We start from the raw sequence: 18113 nt of genomic DNA, 5'->3' as shown, positions 1-18113 counted from the left end.
TTTTCAGCACACTCTACAGCGAGCCCTCGCGCTGAGTGCCTGCGGTTTAGTGATCTTCCAACTATAGCGCCAGTTTTACGCGATCGCACCCCCGTCCGCGGTTAGGATAGCGCCCGTAATTATGCTCGCAGCGGGGCTGGCGAGAAATACCACGGCGTTCGCGACTTCGTGCGGCTCACCGAAGCGCCCCAAAGACGACAAGTTGCGCTGAAACTCGGCACCAGGGCCGTCCGCCGGATTTGCATCCGTATCGGTCGATCCGGGCTGTACAAGATTCACAGTAATACCTTTCGGTCCGAGTTCGCGCGAAAGGCCGCGGGTGAAGGAAGTAAGCGCCGCCTTCGACATCGCATAGGCAGTCACGCCAGCGAACGGTACTCGCTCTCCCAGCCCCGAACCGATCGAGATGATGCGCCCTCCCACGCCGAGGTGAGGAATAGCGGCCTTCGCGAACAGCACCGGCGCTCGTACATTGACATCCATCAGGGTTTGGAATTCCGCAACGTCGATATCGGCAATCATGCCGTTGTGGCCGATAGCTGCGCTATTGACGAGGATGTCGAGCCCGCCGAGCGCCGATACGGCGTCTCTCACGGAGCGCATGATGGCTCCCGGGTGAGCGCTGTCGGCTTCAATCGCGATCACGCGACGGCCCGCGCTTCTGATCGAATCGGCCACCTTTTTCGCTTTCTCGGTCGAGTGCTGGTAGGTGAATGCGACGTCGGCGCCGTTCTCGGTCAGCGCCAACGCGATGGCCGCCCCAATGCCCCGCGACGCGCCTGTCACCAGTGCACGCTTCCCACTCAGATCAATCATAACCTGTCCTTCTGGTATCGTGATACGAGCACCCGAGCGGCTCACGTAAAAGATTACGAGAGGCGCTTGAAGCCCTATCTCGCGCAATCTGGTGATCGAGTGGACATCTCGTAGCAGCAAGAAGTGTCAAACTGTGTCGCAGCGAGAGGAACGCCGACCGATACGGCGGTTATGATAAGGTCATCGCGTCTGAAGCGATTGTCGCTTCGTTTCCGAAGCCGAGGCTGCGACCTCATCAGACTTTACGACATCATCTGTGTCGGCTGCCTGTTCGGCCGCAGCGCGAACGCGGGTGGTTCGTACACACGCAGTTAGCCGTTCATCGGACTGCAATCACGCGATCGCCTGACGTTCCGGTCGGCGCTCGGTTGGCGCATTCGACTAAGCGCGGTCGTCTAGTGCAAGTCACCGGCTCGTTCCCGATTCTGCGACACAGTGTATGGCTGCAACTAACTACCGTCGAATGAACGTCGATGGTACTGGCCGTTCGGGCATCGTCATAAGGGCGTGTGTCGTCCAACAAACCAACTTGTGACAACGGCATGTGAGGACTTGGATGGCGCTTTTTAGCGCATGGGAGTGGGCTAGCGCGCACTGAGCACGTTGACGAGTTGGCTGATCGCCGCGAGTTGCGAGCTGGCAAACGGTAGATGTCGATGCTCGCCGTCCTGCCTCATGCGATGAGGAGCTTGCTATGACGACTGCCGTCTAGCGAAGCCGATCGACCTTAAATATAGCCGAATGGGATAAAATGATCAGAAGAATATTAATCGCGTTTGTGACGTTCCTTCCGTTCTCCGCGATTCAAGCGCAATCGACGCAAAACGATCCTGGCGCTGACCTGATCGTTTTTAACGCAAAGATCTTCACCGGCAACCGTGGGCAGCCCGAGGCGTCGGCTTTGGCCGTCAAGAACGGTCGCATCTATTCTGTCGGCTCCGACGGAGATATTCTCGGCCTAGAGAAATCCGGGACCAAGGTGATTGATGCGCGCCGCCGCAGGCTCATCCCCGGCATCGTCGATGCTCATATTCATGTCCTCAACGACATGGCCTATAATTACAATGTACGATGGGACGGCACGCCGACGCTGCGTCGGGCGTTGATGATGCTGAGCGAGCAGGCCGAACGCACGCCGGAGGGGCAATGGGTCAAAGTGATTGGAGGCTGGTCCCCTTACCAGTTTGAGGAGAACCGCTTTCCTACGATGGACGAATTGCACAAGGCCGTCCCCAATCGACCCTTGATAGTACAGTATGCCTACAATCGCGCCTTTTTGAACAAGCGGGCGATGGAGCTACTTGGTACGGGTACCGATCGGTTCCCCAAAGTGCCGGACACCGAATTCGAAAAGGACAGCCGCGGACAGTACACCGGCGTGGTCCACGGCAACACTTGGTTGTTTCTCTCATTGGAGACCATGGTGCCACAGCCCACGTTCGACGAAGAAGTGAGTTCGTTGATCTATAGCATCCGCGGTCTGAACCGGTTCGGCGTGACCTCGATCATCGATAACGGGGGTAGATGGGAATACCCCAAAGCTCAGGCAAGGGTAGACATGCTTGCACGAGACAACCGGCTCAACGTGCGCATGCCCTTTGTGGATTTGCAACTCGGCGAAGGCGGGCCGGTAAACATGGTGGATCTGGAACTCGAGGCGATCACGAAAACAGCCCCGATAAGCCCAGGACAAAACCTGCACCCCACCCTGGCTCATGGTCATGAATATCGAGGGGCTGGGGAGGTTCTGAACGGAGAAGTGCACGATCATGAGAACTTCGATCGTCCGGCGGTCGTCATCGAGCCGCAGAAGATGCGGCGCTTCGTCGAGCAGGACGTGAGGAAGCTGGTAGAGCGGCGCATCCCGTTCCGCATGCACACCACCTACAACGAGAACATCTCCCCCTTTCTCGACGCTCTGGAGAAGGTGAACGAAGCAATCCCGCTTGATGGCTTGCGATGGAGTCTCGAGCACGCTGAGACCATTAGTCCGGAGAACATTGACCGGGTGAGAAAGCTGGGTGGGGGCATCGCCCTGGACCACAAAATGGCGCTGCACGCCGATGGTTTCATAAAGACCCATAGTCGCGAGGAGGCGTTGAGTACCCCTCGTTTGCGCATGCTCGTTGATAGCGGCATCCCATTGGCCATGACTACCGACGCCTTTCGGGCTGCCACGTTCAACCCTTGGGTCGGAATTAGCTGGATGGTATCTGGAAAGTCTGTGTCCGGATCCGAAGTTCTTGCGAAGGATAACCGTCTCTCCCGCGCCGAAGCACTGAAACTGTTTACCAGTGGTCCAGCGTGGTTCACGAATGCAGAATCCGAAATGGGCTTAATCGCCCCGGGCAATCTCGCGGATTTCGCTATTCTCGACAGAGATTACTTTTCCGTACCGGAGGATCAGATCAAATCCGTCTCGTCTGTTCTGACTATTATGGACGGTAAGGTTGTGTTTGGTGCACAGGACTATAGCGCTCTATCTCCAAAACTTCCCGAGATTCTCCCGAGTTGGTCACCCGTTAAGTACTTCGGGAGCTATTACGGGGACAATTGAGCCCCACGGGACTCATCGGGCTGCGTGGCATATCGGCCGAGGTCAACTTGCATCTGCCGATGCCACGCAGATCAAGCTCAGCTGCCCATTGATATTGCTATGCCGCGATCGAGCACTCGGACAGCTTCTGTCGGGGTGCGAAGGCCATCGACATCGGTGGCGGCGACCCGGCCGGACAGGCAGCGATGTTTCCTAGCTGTCTTGCCGCAAGCCTCCGGCCTCTCGTTCGGGTCAGCCGGCTTGTAAGGCGGCATGGCGCTTTGTTTTCGAGAAGAGGGATGTGAGCTTGGTCTGGTTCGGACGTCGCTCGGCTTTAGTGTGAGTGTGCCACGTGTTGAACTGAGCCTCGATCGCGAATCGACCTTGACCGGCCGATCGGGATTCAAAGTGCCAAAGAGAACGAGAGCCGCAACGAACTTGATATCGATAGGATCTAAAATGTCACTCCAGAGACAACTTCGCCGTGTCGCGGCTGCATCTTTCCTCGTATTTGTGGCTTCGCCGGCGAACGCGCAGTCGGCTCCGTTCTCGGGCTTCGCGGGCTCGTGGCCCGGAAACGGAAGTATTTCAATGTCGGATGGTTCGGAGGAGCGGTTGCGCTGCCGTGCGACGTACCGTGTATCTCTCGACGGAGCGACACTACGGCAGACGCTTCGTTGCGCAAGCGACAGTTACAAGTTCGAGTTGATCAGCGATGTCATCAGCCAGGGAGGGCGCCTGTCCGGGTCATGGACTGAGGCATCCCGTGGTATCAGCGGAAGCCTGCAAGGAAGTGCTCAAGGAAGCCGAATGGCTGCAACCGTCGACGCGCCCGGGTTCAATGCTAACTTAGCGCTCACGACATCCGGAAACAGGCAGTCAATATTGATAACATCCGAGGGCGACATCAGGAAAGTTTCGGTTTCGATGACAAAGGGCTGATGCCGCTCTGAAAGAACTGCGTCTAGGTCATAAGACATCATTGACCGGAAAACCCCGCACTGTGAACCGCTACAGCCGATGTCCCTGTCTGCTGAGCGTGTCGCAGGATGCGCGCCGTCTCCGAAGGTGCATGTGTTCCGCCCTGCTTTCGAGACTTCCCTTCGGCACTGCTGAAGTAGTACACGGTCTGAGATGTTGACAGCCGGCCTTGGAAGCGACGACGCATTCGAGCGGAATCGTCGTGTCGCACTTCAGCTATTTAGAGCATGAACTTGCTGAGGAAATCGCTTCCTTTCATGGCGGCATTGAAGCTGCCTGTTTTGTAAGTCAGATACTCTCGACTCGGTCGAAGGGTCGAAAGCGCCGCATTTGGCCCGAGTGCGATAGGTCCAGCGCCGAGCGAATTTGCACGCGCGAAGCGCGCCATACCGCCGTGGATTGAACTGGCGTTGCCATATTAGGAACGGAGCGTTCCTAAGCGGCGGGCTATCGGCCAGGATGCAACCTCGTTAGCTTATTTCAACGCTAGGAGTGTTTGCCTTGCTTGCTGCTCATGTACGCCCTTCGGACTCTGACAATAGAATCGAATCGATTTAACGATCGTCTCCGTTCAGGCGCTGGGGCTGCTGCCGTGGTGTGTTGACCGTTGCGTTTGGTCGAACTCGGTCCGGCGCTAACCTGCGACGGCGGCGGGTTAGATTTATTGGTGGCTTAGCTGACGCGCCGACGAACCGCCGGGACTATATGGGGAGAGCGGAATCAATGAGGTGCCGACGACGGTCGGCTCGCTATAACGTGACAGCTTTGATCGTAATTTGCGCCATCGTGCTTGCTGGCTGCGCGCGTCGGCCCGGGCCGTGGGTGCTCGAGCCCGTTCCGAGCGTCGGCGCTGCGAAACTTGTGAAGGTCTTCGTCGCAAGCACTCGTGCTGCACAGCCTGAAGCGCCGGTGCCTCTCGCCGAAGGTGTCGCTCCAACACCGGCGTACTTCCGCTATGTGATCTCCATCCCTCCCACTCATACGCCGACCGAGATTGAGTGGCCAACAAATGCTCCTGACCCAGCGAGGCATTTTTCAGTCGTTTCGGCAGAGCGTCTCGATGAAGACAGGTTCCTGCTCGAAATTGGGCAGGCTGCTGCTCGCGGTAATTCACTTGGCCACGACGTCGGCATCTTCGTTCATGGTTACAACAATAGTTTTCAAGAGTCGCTGTTTCGGACGGCTCAGCTCGTCGCTGACTCGGGTGCGGGGCCGTCCGCGGTTCTATTCTCCTGGCCGTCAAGGGCAGAACTTACCGGTTATATCGCCGACAAGGATGCGGTGACCCTCTCGCGCGACGCGCTCGCCCATCTTGTCACGCGGCTCGCGGCCGAGCGTGGGGTGGGGGGTGTCAAGCTCGTCGCGCATAGCATGGGGTCTTGGCTAACCATGGAAGCCGTTCGGCAGATTCGCATCGCGTCGGACGTTCGAACTATCGAGAAGCTCTACGATGTAACGCTCGCGGCGCCGGACATTGACACCGAGGTGTTCCTTCAGCAATTACGCGTCATCGGCCGCCTGCGCTCGCCCATCACGGTGCTTGTTTCCAAAGAAGACGAGGCTCTGTCGTTTTCCAGGTTTCTCGCGGGGGGACAACTCCGGGCTGGAGCGGCGAACATCGACGACCCCCGCGTCATCTCAGGGGCAAGGACCGCGAATGTCCGTGTCGTCGATATATCCGGCCTTGCCACGTCGGCGGGAGCCGGCCATGACGGCTTCTGGGCGTACTCTGCGATCTACGGCCGGCTTCAAACAAGCCGTGACGGGCTGAATGCTTCGGAGATAAGTGCAGGGGTGTACGTCCTCGACGTAGCCGACAGGCTAAGGCCTCTGGACGCCCGACTCGAGCAGAGAGACGCGGTCCCGTAGCGCTTCGCGCATGCACAGTCCGGAAACTTCGGCGAAGCGGAAGCAACGATCGTGGATCTTTTAGTTCTCTAAGGCGTCCGCCAAGTTATCACCACGCCCCGTGTCAGCCCACGTTTGAGCGATCACCGGTTCTCGACGTGGTTTGAGCCCTCAGCAAACCAACTGATGCGCTTGACGTGGCGACAACGGACCAACTCTTACGTGCACCTCTGTCAAAAGCACAGCAATCTTATGAGTCGCACTCGCTTCGGAATTGCTCACTTATTTTGGCTGATATGACGGTCTTATGAGTCACATGTCACGCCGACATAGCGACGTCTCGTTCAAGGCTCGAAAGCGAGCCGTTGTACCTGCGATCGTACTGATCATGTCGGAATGGTTTCGCCTTCAATGCGGGACGCTCACGCCGCCGAACTCGGAAGACTTCTGTCCGCTGGGCTAGGGTCAAATCTGACAAAGTGAAGTCCAAAATGCATATGAGTTTTATAGAACTCTTTAATTGTTTGACATTGGTTCGGAACGACCACCCTATTGGCGAGGCACGCGGAATTAGTTTCCGCGCGCGATCTTATCTCACGTTTCAGCGTTTGGTTTCCATGCACATGCTCCACAGCATCTTCGTATCGACAGCAGGCGCCGCGCCTTTCAGCTCGTGTGTCTGTGTCGCTCCGCGCATCGACCTAAACTATTTGTCTAACCGCGCCCGCTTTGGTTTGCGCAGCGATCGTGGCGGCACTGCAGGCGCACTGTTGCGCCGCCCGCCACGTCCGTGGCCACCACATCGGAAGACCGATCGAGAATCACCCAGACGTTCTGGTTCGCTTGTTGGCGCTGAACGGCATCGGCGTGTCGATCAGTCCGATAAATCCCGCGAACCGCGCCTCAAGCCCATGATCCGTTGCGCCGACATAAAAATACCGGCTGCGGAAGTCGAAGCGTCGTTAACCTGGATCTTTGCGTTCGGCAATCTGCCGTTGTTCCGCGCCACGATCCCATGCTTCAAGAGGGAGTCGTCGCGTTCATCTTTGCGGAAGCGCCCGGCTCGGCAGTTGCGGCCAAGCCGTATTTGACTTCTGCGCGAGCGCATTGGCCCACGGAAAAACTGCCGGCGTGGGTCGCCTATATCGATGCGCCGCCGATGACAACAGCACAAGATCCAGAAGCACACGCTCCGAGCAGCCAGGATCCGGCCTCATGGCCGAAAATGTTCGATCTGCGCTCCACAACAAAAAGAATAGCCAAACAGGCTTGAACAACACCAGGAAGGAAACCATGAGGAACGTCCTCAACTTATTTGCCCTCGTCTGGGTCGCAATGCTGCTGACAACATCGGCGCATGCACAAATATCGGACGACAGCGTCAAGATCGGCGTGCTGACCGATCTGAGCGGCGTTTACGCTGATGCCGCCGGTCCGTTGTCGGTAGAAGCCGTTCGGATGGCGATCGCGGATTTCGGCGGCAAGGTCGCCGGCAAGCCAATCGTCATGGTGGACGCGGACCACCAGAACAAGGCAGACGTCGGTGCTGCCATCGCGCGGCGCTGGTACGAAAATGAAAAGGTTGACGTCATCGTCGACCTCGTCAACTCGGCCGTGGCCTTTGCCGTGCTGGAACTAGCCAAGCAGAAGAACAAGGCTATTTTGGTTGCTTCCGCAGGTTCGTCGGATCTTACCGGCAAAGCGTGTTCGCCAAATTCGGTACAATGGATCTATAACACCTACGCACTCGCCAATAGCACGGCGCGGGCGCTCGTCATGGAGGGCGCCAAGAGTTGGTATTTCTTGACCGTCGATTACGCGTTCGGGCATGCGTTGCGCAATGATGCGGCCAAGACGGTGGAAAGACTCGGCGGCGCTATCGCCGGTGAAGTTCGCTATCCCCTCAACAGTATGGACTTCTCGTCCTATATCCTGCAGGCGCAAAACTCCAAGGCCGACGTCGTCGCGTTCGCCAACACTGGCGGCGACCTGGCAAACTCAATTCGGCAGGCTCAGGAATTCGGACTCACCAAAGGCAAGCAGCGCCTGGCGGTGTTCCTGATGCAGAGCAGCGATATCCACGCTATTGGATTGCAGGCAGCGCAAGGGCTGCTCGTGACAACCGGCTTCTATTGGGATCTCGACGACCAAACGCGGGCCTTCGCCAAGAAGTTCATGGACAAGACCGGCAAACGACCGAATATGGTTCATGCCGGGCTTTATTCAGCGGTGACCAATTATCTCAAGGCCATCGAAAAGTCCGGCACTGACGACGGCCCGAAGGTGATCGCGCAATTGAAGTCGATGCCTATCGAGGATTTTTTCGCCCGAAACGCGTCGCTGCGCGAAGACGGCCAGTTGATCCATGACATGTATCTGGTGCAAGCCAAGTCGCCCGCCGAATCGAAGGGAGCATGGGACTACGAAAAGCTGGTTCAGGTGATCCCCGGCAAGGATGCTTTCGTGACGCCGGAAGAAAGCGCCTGCCCGCTGCTCAAGAAGTAACGCACTTGCGCGTGAGAGAGCCCAGATGACAAACATGAACGAAGCGACGCCGTATATCTGGACGCCGCCATCAGAATTGGCGGGGGCAAGCAATTTGACGGCGTTTCTGCGTGCCACCGGCCAAAGCGATTACGACGAACTTGCGTCAAGAGCCGAAGCCGATCCCGCATGGTTGATGCAGGAAGTCTTCAAGTTCTGCGATGTGAGATTTTACCGTGACTACGACCAGATGCTGGATGTTTCCAGCGGTCAAGCGTGGGCGCGCTGGTGCGTCGGCGGCACCACCAATATCGTGCTCAATTGCCTCGACAAGCATCGCGACACCGCGGTCTGGGACCGGACGTTCCTCGTCTGGGAAGGCGAAGACAAGCGTGAACGGCGCTCGCTGACCTACCGTGAATTCGACCTCGAAGTCGGGCGTTTGGCGCAGGGGCTCCACGAAATCGGGATCGGACGCGGCGACGTGGTCGCAATCTACATGCCGAATCTGCCGGAGACGTTGGTCGCCTTCTTTGCCATCCTGAAACTCGGGGCGATCGTCATGCCGCTGTTCTCCGGGTTTGGCCCTGCGCCGATTCAGGCCCGCTTGAATCATGGAGAAGCAAAGGCCGTCATCACCGCTGACGGCACATGGCGGCGCGGTACTTCGGGGCCGCTCAAATCTGTGCTCGACATGGCCCTGGAGGCCTCGCCGACCGTAAGACACGTGATCGTCGCGCGTCGCGGCAATCTTGCGATCGACACGCCGATGCGGAAGGACCGGGATCTCTGGTGGGATGATGCCATCGCCGGCAAGGGCGGCATGATTGAAACCGCCGAGATGCAGGCGGAGGACCCTGCGATCCTGCTCTACACCTCGGGCACGTCGGGCGAACCGAAGGGATGCGTTTGGAACCATATCGGGTTCATCGGATCCATGGTGACCCGCGATACGATCATCTGCGGCGATTTCAAATCGACGGATCGGTTTTTCTTCTTCAGCGATATGGGCTGGATGGTGGGCTCGATGTGCGCTTGCGTCCCGAGCTTCGCCGGTGGCAGCTTGCTGGTAGTCGAAGGTACTCCGGACTATCCGGATACGGGGCGCTTCTGGCGACTGATCGCCGAACATCGGGTGACCTACCTCGGTGTTTCGCCGACGATCGTGCGCGGTCTGATGCGTTACGGGCTCGAAGCCGAATCCTACGATCTTTCCAGCCTGCGGATGACGGCCTCTGGCGGCGAAGCGTGGACCACAGCGCCTTGGCTGTGGTTCTTCGAGCGCGTTTGCAAGAAGAAGATCCCGATCATCAACATGTCGGGCGGCACGGAAGTCGGTGGCTGCATCTTCACGGGGACGCCCAATCACCCGATGAACCCGGGCTCTTTCGCGCGACCCGCGCTGGGCGTGGGCGCCGACATCGTCGATTTGACGGGGCAGCGCGTCCCCGATGGGACGGTCGGCGAACTGGTTCTGCGGCATTCCTCGATTGGACTGACCAAGAGCCTGTGGAAGGACGATGCGCGCTATATCGAAAGCTATTGGAGCACACTGCCTGGATTGTGGGTGCATGGCGATTTCGCGATGCGCGGCCTCGACGGACTCTACTACATTCTCGGCCGCTCCGACGACACCATCAAGATCGCGGGCAAGCGCACGGGGCCATCGGAACTCGAAGGCATTCTGATCGCGACCGGCAAGCTTGCTGAAGCCGCAGTGTTCGGCATTCCACATCCGGTCAAGGGCTCGGCCATCGTGTGTGCCTGCGTTCCGATGCCGGGCGTCATGGGCGATCGCAGCCTCGAAAACCAACTGTCGTTGGCCATCGTCGCAGGGATGGGTCCGTCCTATCGCCCGGAAATGGTTTTGTTCGTCGATGATCTGCCGCGCACCCGCAATATGAAGATCATGCGTCGCGTTTTACGCGCCGTGTTCGAGGACAAGGATCCGGGCGACCTCTCCGCGTTGGCTAATCCCGAGGCCGTCGACATGCTGCGCGAAAAACTGGCCGCCAAGTAAACCGACCCGCAAAGCCGAGCAAGCCCGACTTTGCCATATCATGCCCGCATCTCGAAGGGGACACGCAGGTCCTTCTCAAGTCTCGGCGCCAAGGTTGACTAGCGAAGAATTCGACGGTCTTCCTCTATCCAAGATTGGGCGGCATCGTCTTCCGAATTCGACCTCAACAGGAACCGTTGTCTATGAAGAACAATCGCAATCGTCAGGTCGTTCTGAAATCCCGGCCCGCTGATATTCCGCAGGCCCACGATTTCGAGATCGTCGAGTCGGACGTTCCCGATCTGCTGGACGGGCAGATCCTGGTACAAAACGTCTTTCTTTCGGTCGAACCTGCTATGCGCGGTTGGGTCAGCAACGTCGCGAATTATTCGGAGCCCGTGCGCATCGGCGAAGTAATGCGCTCGTTCGCTGCCGGCGAAGTGCTACAGTCGTCACATTCCGACTTCAAGCCGGGCGACAAGGTGATGGGCATGTTCGGATGGCAGGAATTCGCTGTCGTCGGGCCTGCCGCCGTCACGCGAAAGGTCCAGGAAGACGACCTGCCGCTTTCGCTCTCACTCGGCGTCACCGGTCTCAACGGGATCACCGCCTATTTCGGGCTGCTGGACATCGGTCGGCCGCGCCCCGGCGATACCGTGGTGGTGTCGACCGCGGCGGGCGCGGTGGGGTCGGCGGCCGGCCAGATCGCGAAGCTCTCGGGTTGCCGAACGGTCGGGATTGCCGGCGGATCGGCGAAGGTCGCGCAGTGCCGCGAGCTGTTCGGCTATGACGAGGCGTACGACTACAAAAGCGACAATCTGGACTTGGCGCTCGGCAAGGCTTGCCCACGGGGCATCGATCTCTATTTCGACAATACCGGTGGCGTCATCAGCGACACCGTACTTCGGCATCTAGCCGTAGGCGCGCGCGTAGTGATTTGTGGAACTGCTTCGTTCCCGACTTGGGATCCTTGGCCGAACGGTCCGCGCGCCGAGCGTCACTTGCTGGTCAAGCGCGCACGAATGGAGGGTTTCGTCATCTTTGACTACGCGTCTCGATACGAGGAGGCTGTTTCTCGTCTGTCACAATGGATTCGCGATGGACGATTGCGCTATTCCGAAGACATACAGAACGGCATCGAATGCGCGCCGGCAGCGATCGCCGGGCTCTACCGAGGGGAGAATACCGGCAAGCGGCTGATCAGAATCCGCTGAAGGTGTTTTCGCGACGCTAGATGCAGGATAGGCTTGCCGGCCATGCGAGAATTCGCGGGCGACGGTGTGCCGCTTTCTGACGCGCGTCGCGAAATTTCCGGTCTGCCGAAGCACGATCGCTCATTCGAATCATAGTCGGTCGCCGTGTTGCGTGAGACTCGGGCACCAGACACTGTCGCGGCTGCTTCAGGAATGTCCCGACCCGAGTTGTCGAAACTCGCACCGGCGCACAATGCTTTTCCGTCTGCAGCGAGAGCACCTGCACGGCACTTGCCCGCTTCTACGCGTCGGCGATCTGCCGGATAGACGATAGATCGAAGAAGTTCAGCGACAGTCCGCGAACTTCGCTGAGCGCGACGTTGTTCAGCGAGGGAATCGATACGGCATCTGCTGCAGCGGTAATGAGCGGCTCGTCAGAATATTGATGTCAGCGTAGGCCGAGCCCGCGCGCGATGATTCCGCGCAGAACCTCCGTGGTACCGCCCTGAATGGTGAGCTTGGGAGCAATTTTGAGGTTGAAGGCAAGGCATTCGTCAAGGGTAGCGAGGTTGTTGGCTTTGGCATCGACGAAAGCGGCGAGATCGCGCACCGTGTGTGGCAACCGCTGCTCCCAAATCGTACCTATGTCCTTGACGATGGCCGCTTCGACCACCGGCTCCCTGCCGGCTTCGAGCATTCCGGCAACAGAGACCGACATGCGCCGTAGCGTATGGAGTTGCGCCACCAGTCGCCCCAGACCTTCCGCCGCGCGGATATCAGGATCCGGTCCGAGCGAGCGAACCAATTCGGTCAGAACCGCGTAGGTTTCGAGAAAGCGTTCAGGCCCGCTGCGCTCGTAGGCGAGTTCGCTGGTTGCCTGCTTCCAAGCGCCGTCGATCTCACCAAGCAGGTTGCCTTCAGGAACGAACGCATTCTGAAACACCACTTCGTTGAACTCGCGCTGCCCAGACATCTGGCGAATGACGTTGCAGGTGATGCCTGGCGTTTTCAGATCCACCAAGAACGACGTCAGGCCACGTCGCCTGTTTTCCTTAGTGGGCGCCGAGGTCCGGAATAGGCCGATCATGTAGTCGGACACGTTGGCGTTGCTGGTCCAGATCTTGGTGCCGTTGATCAGCCAACCGCCATCAGTCTTTGTGGCCTTAGTTTTGGCCGCAAACAGGTCCGATCCCGAACCGGGCTCGCTCATTCCGATACAGAAGCTGGTCTCGCCGCGGATGATCCGCGGTAGGATGGACTGCTTGATATGCTCTGACGCGTAGCGGATCAGCGTCGGACCGCTCTGCCGGTCAGCGACGAAGAACGGGCGAACCGGCGCGTTGGCTACACACATCTCTTCGGTCACCACGTAGCGCTCCAGAAAGCTGCGCTCCTGACCGCCGTATCTCTTCGGCCAGGTCATCCCGATCCAGCCGCGCTGGCCGACGCGCCGGCTAAACGCCTTGGCGTCTTCACCCTCAGCGCTTCCCGGTCTCAGGGGATCAAAGGTCCCGGCCGAAATCTCGTCTGCAAGGAATGCGCGGACTTCGCGACGCAACTCCTGGCAATGCTCCGGCAGCCGGATGGGATCGAATCGTAATGCTGTTGTCATGGTCTTGGCTCCCAAATCCGGTCAACGCGACGCGATCAGCGGCCACAGTTCATCGGCGCCGCGCCTGCCGATCCACCAGCCGAGTTCGGAGGACCAGTAGCTCTCGCTTCCAAAATCATCCCGCCACGCCAGAGCGCGCAATGTCAGGCGATGCAATACATGCTCGGCCGTGAAACCGATGGCGCCGTGCACCTGATGCGCGATCGACGCGCCCTTATCGGCGGCCTCGCCGCAGCGAATCTTTGCCGACGCCACCTCAAGCAAGATGCCGTCTGTATCGCGCGAATCCGCGCTCACCGCGTCGGCCGCAGAAGTCGCCGCAGTGACCGCGGCGGCGACCTCGCCACCTAGGCGCGCGAGATTGTGCTGCACCGCCTGATATTTCGAGATGGTTCGCTCGAAGGCAACGCGTTCCGTCGAATAACGCACGGATAACTCCAGCATCGCCTCCAGCGCCCCGCTGATCTGTTGGCTGCGCACGGCGCTGCCCATCAAGAAAAGGGAGTTCGGATTGAACCCGTGTGGCGCGGTCTCAACGGCGACCGGCTGCACGCCAGCAACAGAAACAGTATCCGCCGCGTCGCCTGCAAGGTTTTCGAAGCGATCAATGCGGCAAAGCGAGGCATCCACCAAAGCGATCCTGACTCCTGCAGCGCTCTTGGCAAGAACGGCAAAATGAGCGGCATCGCGCGCGAACGGGATGCGCCTCGCCTGTCCGGTCAATCGCCCCTCGGCGTCCAGTCCGATCAGTTCACGCGGGTCGCCGGGCAACACCGTCATCATTCCCTCCGGCGCGACGATTCCGCCCTGCGACAACAGCCACCCCGCAAGCATGGTCTCCGCCAGCGGAACCGCAAGGGCTGACCTTCCGGCCGCGCGCAGCACAGCAAAGCCGTCGATCAGGCTCGCGCCCGAACCGCCGTGCTGTTCCAATACCCACGCCAACGGCAGACCGGCCTCGGCAAGTGCGCGCCACAACGGCGTCTTCCACGCATCGCCCTGAGCGTGCGCGACTTCTTGCAGATCCGCCAGGTCGGCGAAGATCCGTTCGGCGGTGGAAACGACGATATTGTCTTCATCTGACATGAAGGCTCCTGACTTGGACGGAAGGCAACTCGAGCGGGACAACGGCCTATTCGGCTTGGGCATTCCGATCGTCCGCTCGCTTCTGGCCTCGTAATCTCCTCTGGCGACAGCTTGAGCTTGCCGGCAAGATCGGTCGAGAAATCCGCCGAAAACAGAATGGCGGATACCTTTGCACACATGCGCAAATCGCCGATTGCGATACAATCAATCGCTCAAGTGAAACTTGATCGCATCACGCATCACGGCCGCAAATGCCTTCTCTTGCGAGACGAGCGCGTCGGTGAGGCCAGCAACACAAATGGCGAGAGGTTCGCTGGATTCAGCTACTCGCGGGAGAGCCATGGCCACGACGCCGGCGCCTGGCGTTACCAGACTGAGCGACAATGCATGGCCCTGCTTTCGTACCTTGCCGAGTTCAACCAGCAACGCCTTGACATCGACCTGCTTCTCGGGATGAGTTTCATAGGAGTTGAGCAGCTTAACCAGACGTCGGACCTCCTTGTTGGAATACCGAGACAGCAGCGCATAGCCCAATCCGGACTTTGCCAGCGGGCGGAGCGTTCCGGAGCGCACGTGCAAGCGCATGGGAACCTTGGATTGGATGACGTGGATGTATTGCGCGGCCAGACCGTTGCGCAGGCCGACCATGACGGTCTCCCCGGTCCTTGCCGACAAATCCTCCATCAGGTTGATCAAGCGCCCACGGCGGAAAAGAACGGGGCTGAGCCAGTGGCCCAACATCGAGATCCGCGCCGTCGGGACGTAGGTTCGGCGGCCGGCGTCATAATGCAGATAGCCAAGCGCGGTCATCGTCCGCATCAAGGCGGACGTGCTCGACTGCGGAAAATTCAACGCGGCAGCCACGTCGATAACCGATGCGGCGGACTGATACTCCTCGAAAAACTCGAGAACCTCGAACACGCGCTTCGCCGACTTGACGGTGTTGTCGATCTTCTGATCTGGCGGCACCAGACTCTGCGTAACCTTGGGAATGTCGCGACGCAATTCAGGTGTCAAACCGCGCGTGGACGCCGGTGTGACAGGCTCATTCCTTTTCACGACCGCCATCTCCGCTACTTGCCCTGCTGCCAAACCCGGCTCTTGAGCGACCAGCTTCCAAACTGGTCGGGGCGGCCGGCCCCCTCGGGATCGCAACCCAGCTGAAAGCGCCGCCCGCGCCGGCCAGCGATCTTCTCGGCCAAACGCAATCGCGGTCGCCTATCCGTCTCGCAGTGTGGATTCGACGTATTCGGATTCACAAATGAAACCTAGCTGGGAGGTGATATGGCCGCGACATCCCACACGATACCCGTTCGCAAATAATGGCGTCAAACTAGAAAAGTGTTCTGAAGAAACTCATATGCAGTTTGAACCGTCATTCGTGCGAATTCTTCATTGACGCCACCAGAAATTCGCAGCATCGGTGCGTTCACTGACGTAATGAGACGCCGAGCGTTAGCGGTAGTTATTCAATGCAAACGGAGAGAGCCAGATGAACGACGAGACGTTGGCTGCCGGGCTGGACAATCGCTATGCCAAGTATGCGCGGCTTCAGTTCGACTGGCCGCAGCCGCGCGTCCTACGGGTTACGATGTCGAACGGCAAGATGAACTCCGCCGATGAGAAAATGCACGGCGAACTCGGCATGGTCTGGCGAGATATCGACAGCGATCCCAGCGTCTCAGTCGTCATCCTGACTGGTGCGGGAAGAGCCTTCTCAGCGGGTGGCGATTTCGCGATGATGGAGCGTATCATCGACGATCATGACACGCGGATCCGTAACTGGAAGGAAGCGCGAGATATCGTCTACAATGTCATCAACTGCTCCAAGCCCATCGTGAGTGCAATCAGGGGGCCGGCGGTCGGTGCCGGCCTCGCTTGCGGGTTGCTGGCAGACGTCTCCATCGCCACCAAGACGGCGCGCATCATTGACGGGCATACGAAGTTAGGCTTGGCAGCGGGTGATCATGCGGCGATTGTGTGGCCGCTGTTGTGCGGAATGGCGAAGGCAAAATACTATCTGTTGCTGTGCGATCAGCTGTTGGGCGAAGAGGCGGAGCGGATCGGTGTCGTATCGATGTGCTGCGAGGACGACGAACTGGACGCAAGAGCGATCGAAGTCGCCAGCCGTCTTGCTGCAGGACCGCCGAGCGCCATTCGCTGGACGAAATACGCGCTCAATAATTGGCTCCGGCAGGCCGGCCCCACATTCGATGCTTCGTTGGCGCTTGAATTCATGGGATTTACAGGACCGGAAGTAAAGGAAGGCCTTGCGGCTCTCGTGGAAAAGAGAACGCCGGCATTTCAACTGGACTGTCCGCTCTGAGGAAACGAGGACTATCTCGTTCTGTCGCTCCTCCTGAGCCTATGCTCACTTCATGAAATGCGCCGGCGTCATCAAGAACGACGTCGGCGCGGTGGTCGAGCTGCGCTGTACTTTCGATTGCGCGACCCCCGACGGCAACGCGCCGGGCGGACGCAAGGTCAAGGCCACCATGCATTGGCTGCCGGCGGCCCAGTCGCGCCTAGCTGAAATCCGCGTTTACAATCAGTGTTCGCCGAGCTGAGCCCCGAGCTGGCAATTTTGTCGCCGACATCAATCCGCAGTCGATGGAAGTGCTGTCCGACGCGGGGATCGAGACCGGCGTGGCCGAAAGCAATTCGAACGAGGTGAACAGGCAATCAACATCGCAAAAGCTGGTGTTCAACTGTATCGTCGGCCTACGCGACACCTTTGCCAAGGAAGACGCCAAGGGCTGAAGCCCGTTCAGAACGATTGGATATTCGATGCTACATGCTGCCGACGACATCGCATCCGACATCATCGCGAAATGGGCCGCGGCTTTCAGCAGACTGGACGCCGACGCGCTTTCCTCGCTCTATTCAAAGCATGCGCTGTTCTTCGGCTCGAACCCGATACTGTATCGCGGGAGAGACGGTGTTGCGGCCTACTTCAAGGGATTGCCGCGGTGGCGGACAACTGCCGTTCAATTCAGCGACGTCGTCTTCGAACTGGTCGGCCCCGATCTGGTCAATGTCGCCGGCACGGCGTCGTTTGACGTTGATCAAGGTGCGATAAAACTGTCGCTCAAGATTACCTGGGTGATCGCCCGCGAAGATGGCGACTGGAAAATCGTCAGCCATCACGTCTCGTCGAAGGCGCCGTTGATTTAACAAGTGCAAGGCCATCATGGAGGGAGCGCTTGACAGAAATGCTGCGCTCGCACGCAAACTGATCGCGCGACATCCCAATTGCCCTTGTCCCCGTGGAGCCGCCCGCCAAAAGAGCAGGTGAGGAGTTTAGGGAAGGCTCTGCTGAATTTCGTGCCCGGTCGCTTCCGGGCGCGCTGCATCGGCATGCCCGCTGGCGCGGCGCGACATCTGAGAATGGATGGGTTCCACTGCGATCTGAAGGGGGGCGCCATTTTTCGTTGGGGCTGGGCGCGTCCGCTTGGTCGCGGATCGGGCTCTCGTGTTGGGGTGGACGGCCCCCTTCCGCCGGTTTGCGTGGCAAGATGGGTCATCGATGACCTGAAACGAGGGAGCCGCCCGTGGAAA

The 18113-nt window shown here is 59.0% G+C and carries 12 protein-coding genes and 1 pseudogene; 9 read left to right on the top strand and 4 right to left on the bottom strand.

All coding sequences use genetic code 11. The annotated features are described in order from the left end of the window. Window positions 1-75: 75 nt before the first annotated feature. Complete coding sequence (locus ABIB99_RS23845) at window positions 76-816, bottom strand: SDR family NAD(P)-dependent oxidoreductase (RefSeq protein ID WP_354177690.1); 741 nt, start codon at window positions 814-816, stop codon at window positions 76-78. 751 nt (window positions 817-1567) lie between these two features. Between ABIB99_RS23845 and ABIB99_RS23840 the strand changes: the two genes are divergently transcribed. The 6 genes from ABIB99_RS23840 to ABIB99_RS23820 all read left to right on the top strand — a co-directional run bounded on the left by ABIB99_RS23840 (window position 1568) and on the right by ABIB99_RS23820 (window position 11878). Next, window positions 1568-3373 (top strand): amidohydrolase, encoded by a 1806-nt coding sequence (locus ABIB99_RS23840; protein ID WP_354177689.1) that lies wholly within the window; start codon window positions 1568-1570, stop codon window positions 3371-3373. 438 nt (window positions 3374-3811) lie between these two features. Next, window positions 3812-4294 (top strand): hypothetical protein, encoded by a 483-nt coding sequence (locus tag ABIB99_RS44510; protein ID WP_502917509.1) that lies wholly within the window; start codon window positions 3812-3814, stop codon window positions 4292-4294. A gap of 861 nt (window positions 4295-5155) precedes the next feature. After that, on the top strand, window positions 5156-6202 hold the full coding sequence (locus ABIB99_RS23835) for an alpha/beta hydrolase (protein WP_354177688.1): 1047 nt from the start codon (window positions 5156-5158) through the stop codon (window positions 6200-6202). A 1272-nt stretch (window positions 6203-7474) separates the two neighbouring features. Next, complete coding sequence (locus ABIB99_RS23830; protein WP_354177846.1) at window positions 7475-8686, top strand: ABC transporter substrate-binding protein; 1212 nt, start codon at window positions 7475-7477, stop codon at window positions 8684-8686. 25 nt (window positions 8687-8711) lie between these two features. Further along, window positions 8712-10685, top strand: a complete 1974-nt coding sequence (locus ABIB99_RS23825; protein ID WP_354177687.1) for an AMP-binding protein — start codon at window positions 8712-8714, stop codon at window positions 10683-10685. 182 nt (window positions 10686-10867) lie between these two features. Continuing rightward, a complete protein-coding gene (locus tag ABIB99_RS23820) occupies window positions 10868-11878 on the top strand; it encodes an NADP-dependent oxidoreductase (RefSeq protein WP_354177686.1) in 1011 nt (336 codons plus the stop codon). 427 nt (window positions 11879-12305) lie between these two features. Here the strand turns inward: ABIB99_RS23820 and ABIB99_RS23815 are convergent, their stop codons facing one another. The 3 genes from ABIB99_RS23815 to ABIB99_RS23805 all read right to left on the bottom strand — a co-directional run bounded on the left by ABIB99_RS23815 (window position 12306) and on the right by ABIB99_RS23805 (window position 15623). Then, complete coding sequence (locus ABIB99_RS23815) at window positions 12306-13469, bottom strand: acyl-CoA dehydrogenase family protein (RefSeq protein WP_354177685.1); 1164 nt, start codon at window positions 13467-13469, stop codon at window positions 12306-12308. Between the two features lie 21 nt (window positions 13470-13490). Continuing rightward, entirely contained in the window at window positions 13491-14555 is a 1065-nt protein-coding gene (locus ABIB99_RS23810; protein WP_354177684.1) for an acyl-CoA dehydrogenase family protein, read from the bottom strand. Between the two features lie 204 nt (window positions 14556-14759). Next, window positions 14760-15623 (bottom strand): IclR family transcriptional regulator, encoded by an 864-nt coding sequence (locus ABIB99_RS23805; RefSeq protein ID WP_354177683.1) that lies wholly within the window; start codon window positions 15621-15623, stop codon window positions 14760-14762. 424 nt (window positions 15624-16047) lie between these two features. Between ABIB99_RS23805 and ABIB99_RS23800 the strand changes: the two genes are divergently transcribed. From ABIB99_RS23800 to ABIB99_RS23790, 3 genes and pseudogenes are all read left to right on the top strand, one after another. Continuing rightward, a complete protein-coding gene (locus ABIB99_RS23800; RefSeq protein ID WP_354177682.1) occupies window positions 16048-16881 on the top strand; it encodes an enoyl-CoA hydratase/isomerase family protein in 834 nt (277 codons plus the stop codon). Window positions 16882-16921: 40 nt separating this feature from the next. Next, window positions 16922-17315, top strand: a pseudogene (locus tag ABIB99_RS23795) (glutamine--tRNA ligase); the annotation flags it as partial. Window positions 17316-17342: 27 nt separating this feature from the next. Beyond that, the gene (locus tag ABIB99_RS23790) at window positions 17343-17729 is read left to right on the top strand and encodes a YybH family protein (protein ID WP_354177681.1); all 387 of its coding nucleotides are present in this window, start codon (window positions 17343-17345) and stop codon (window positions 17727-17729) included. Window positions 17730-18113: the final 384 nt, after the last annotated feature.

Source organism: Bradyrhizobium sp. LA6.1 (assembly GCF_040547805.1).
GTDB lineage: Bacteria > Pseudomonadota > Alphaproteobacteria > Rhizobiales > Xanthobacteraceae > Bradyrhizobium > Bradyrhizobium barranii.
This window is presented reverse-complemented; position numbering and strand designations above follow the sequence as displayed.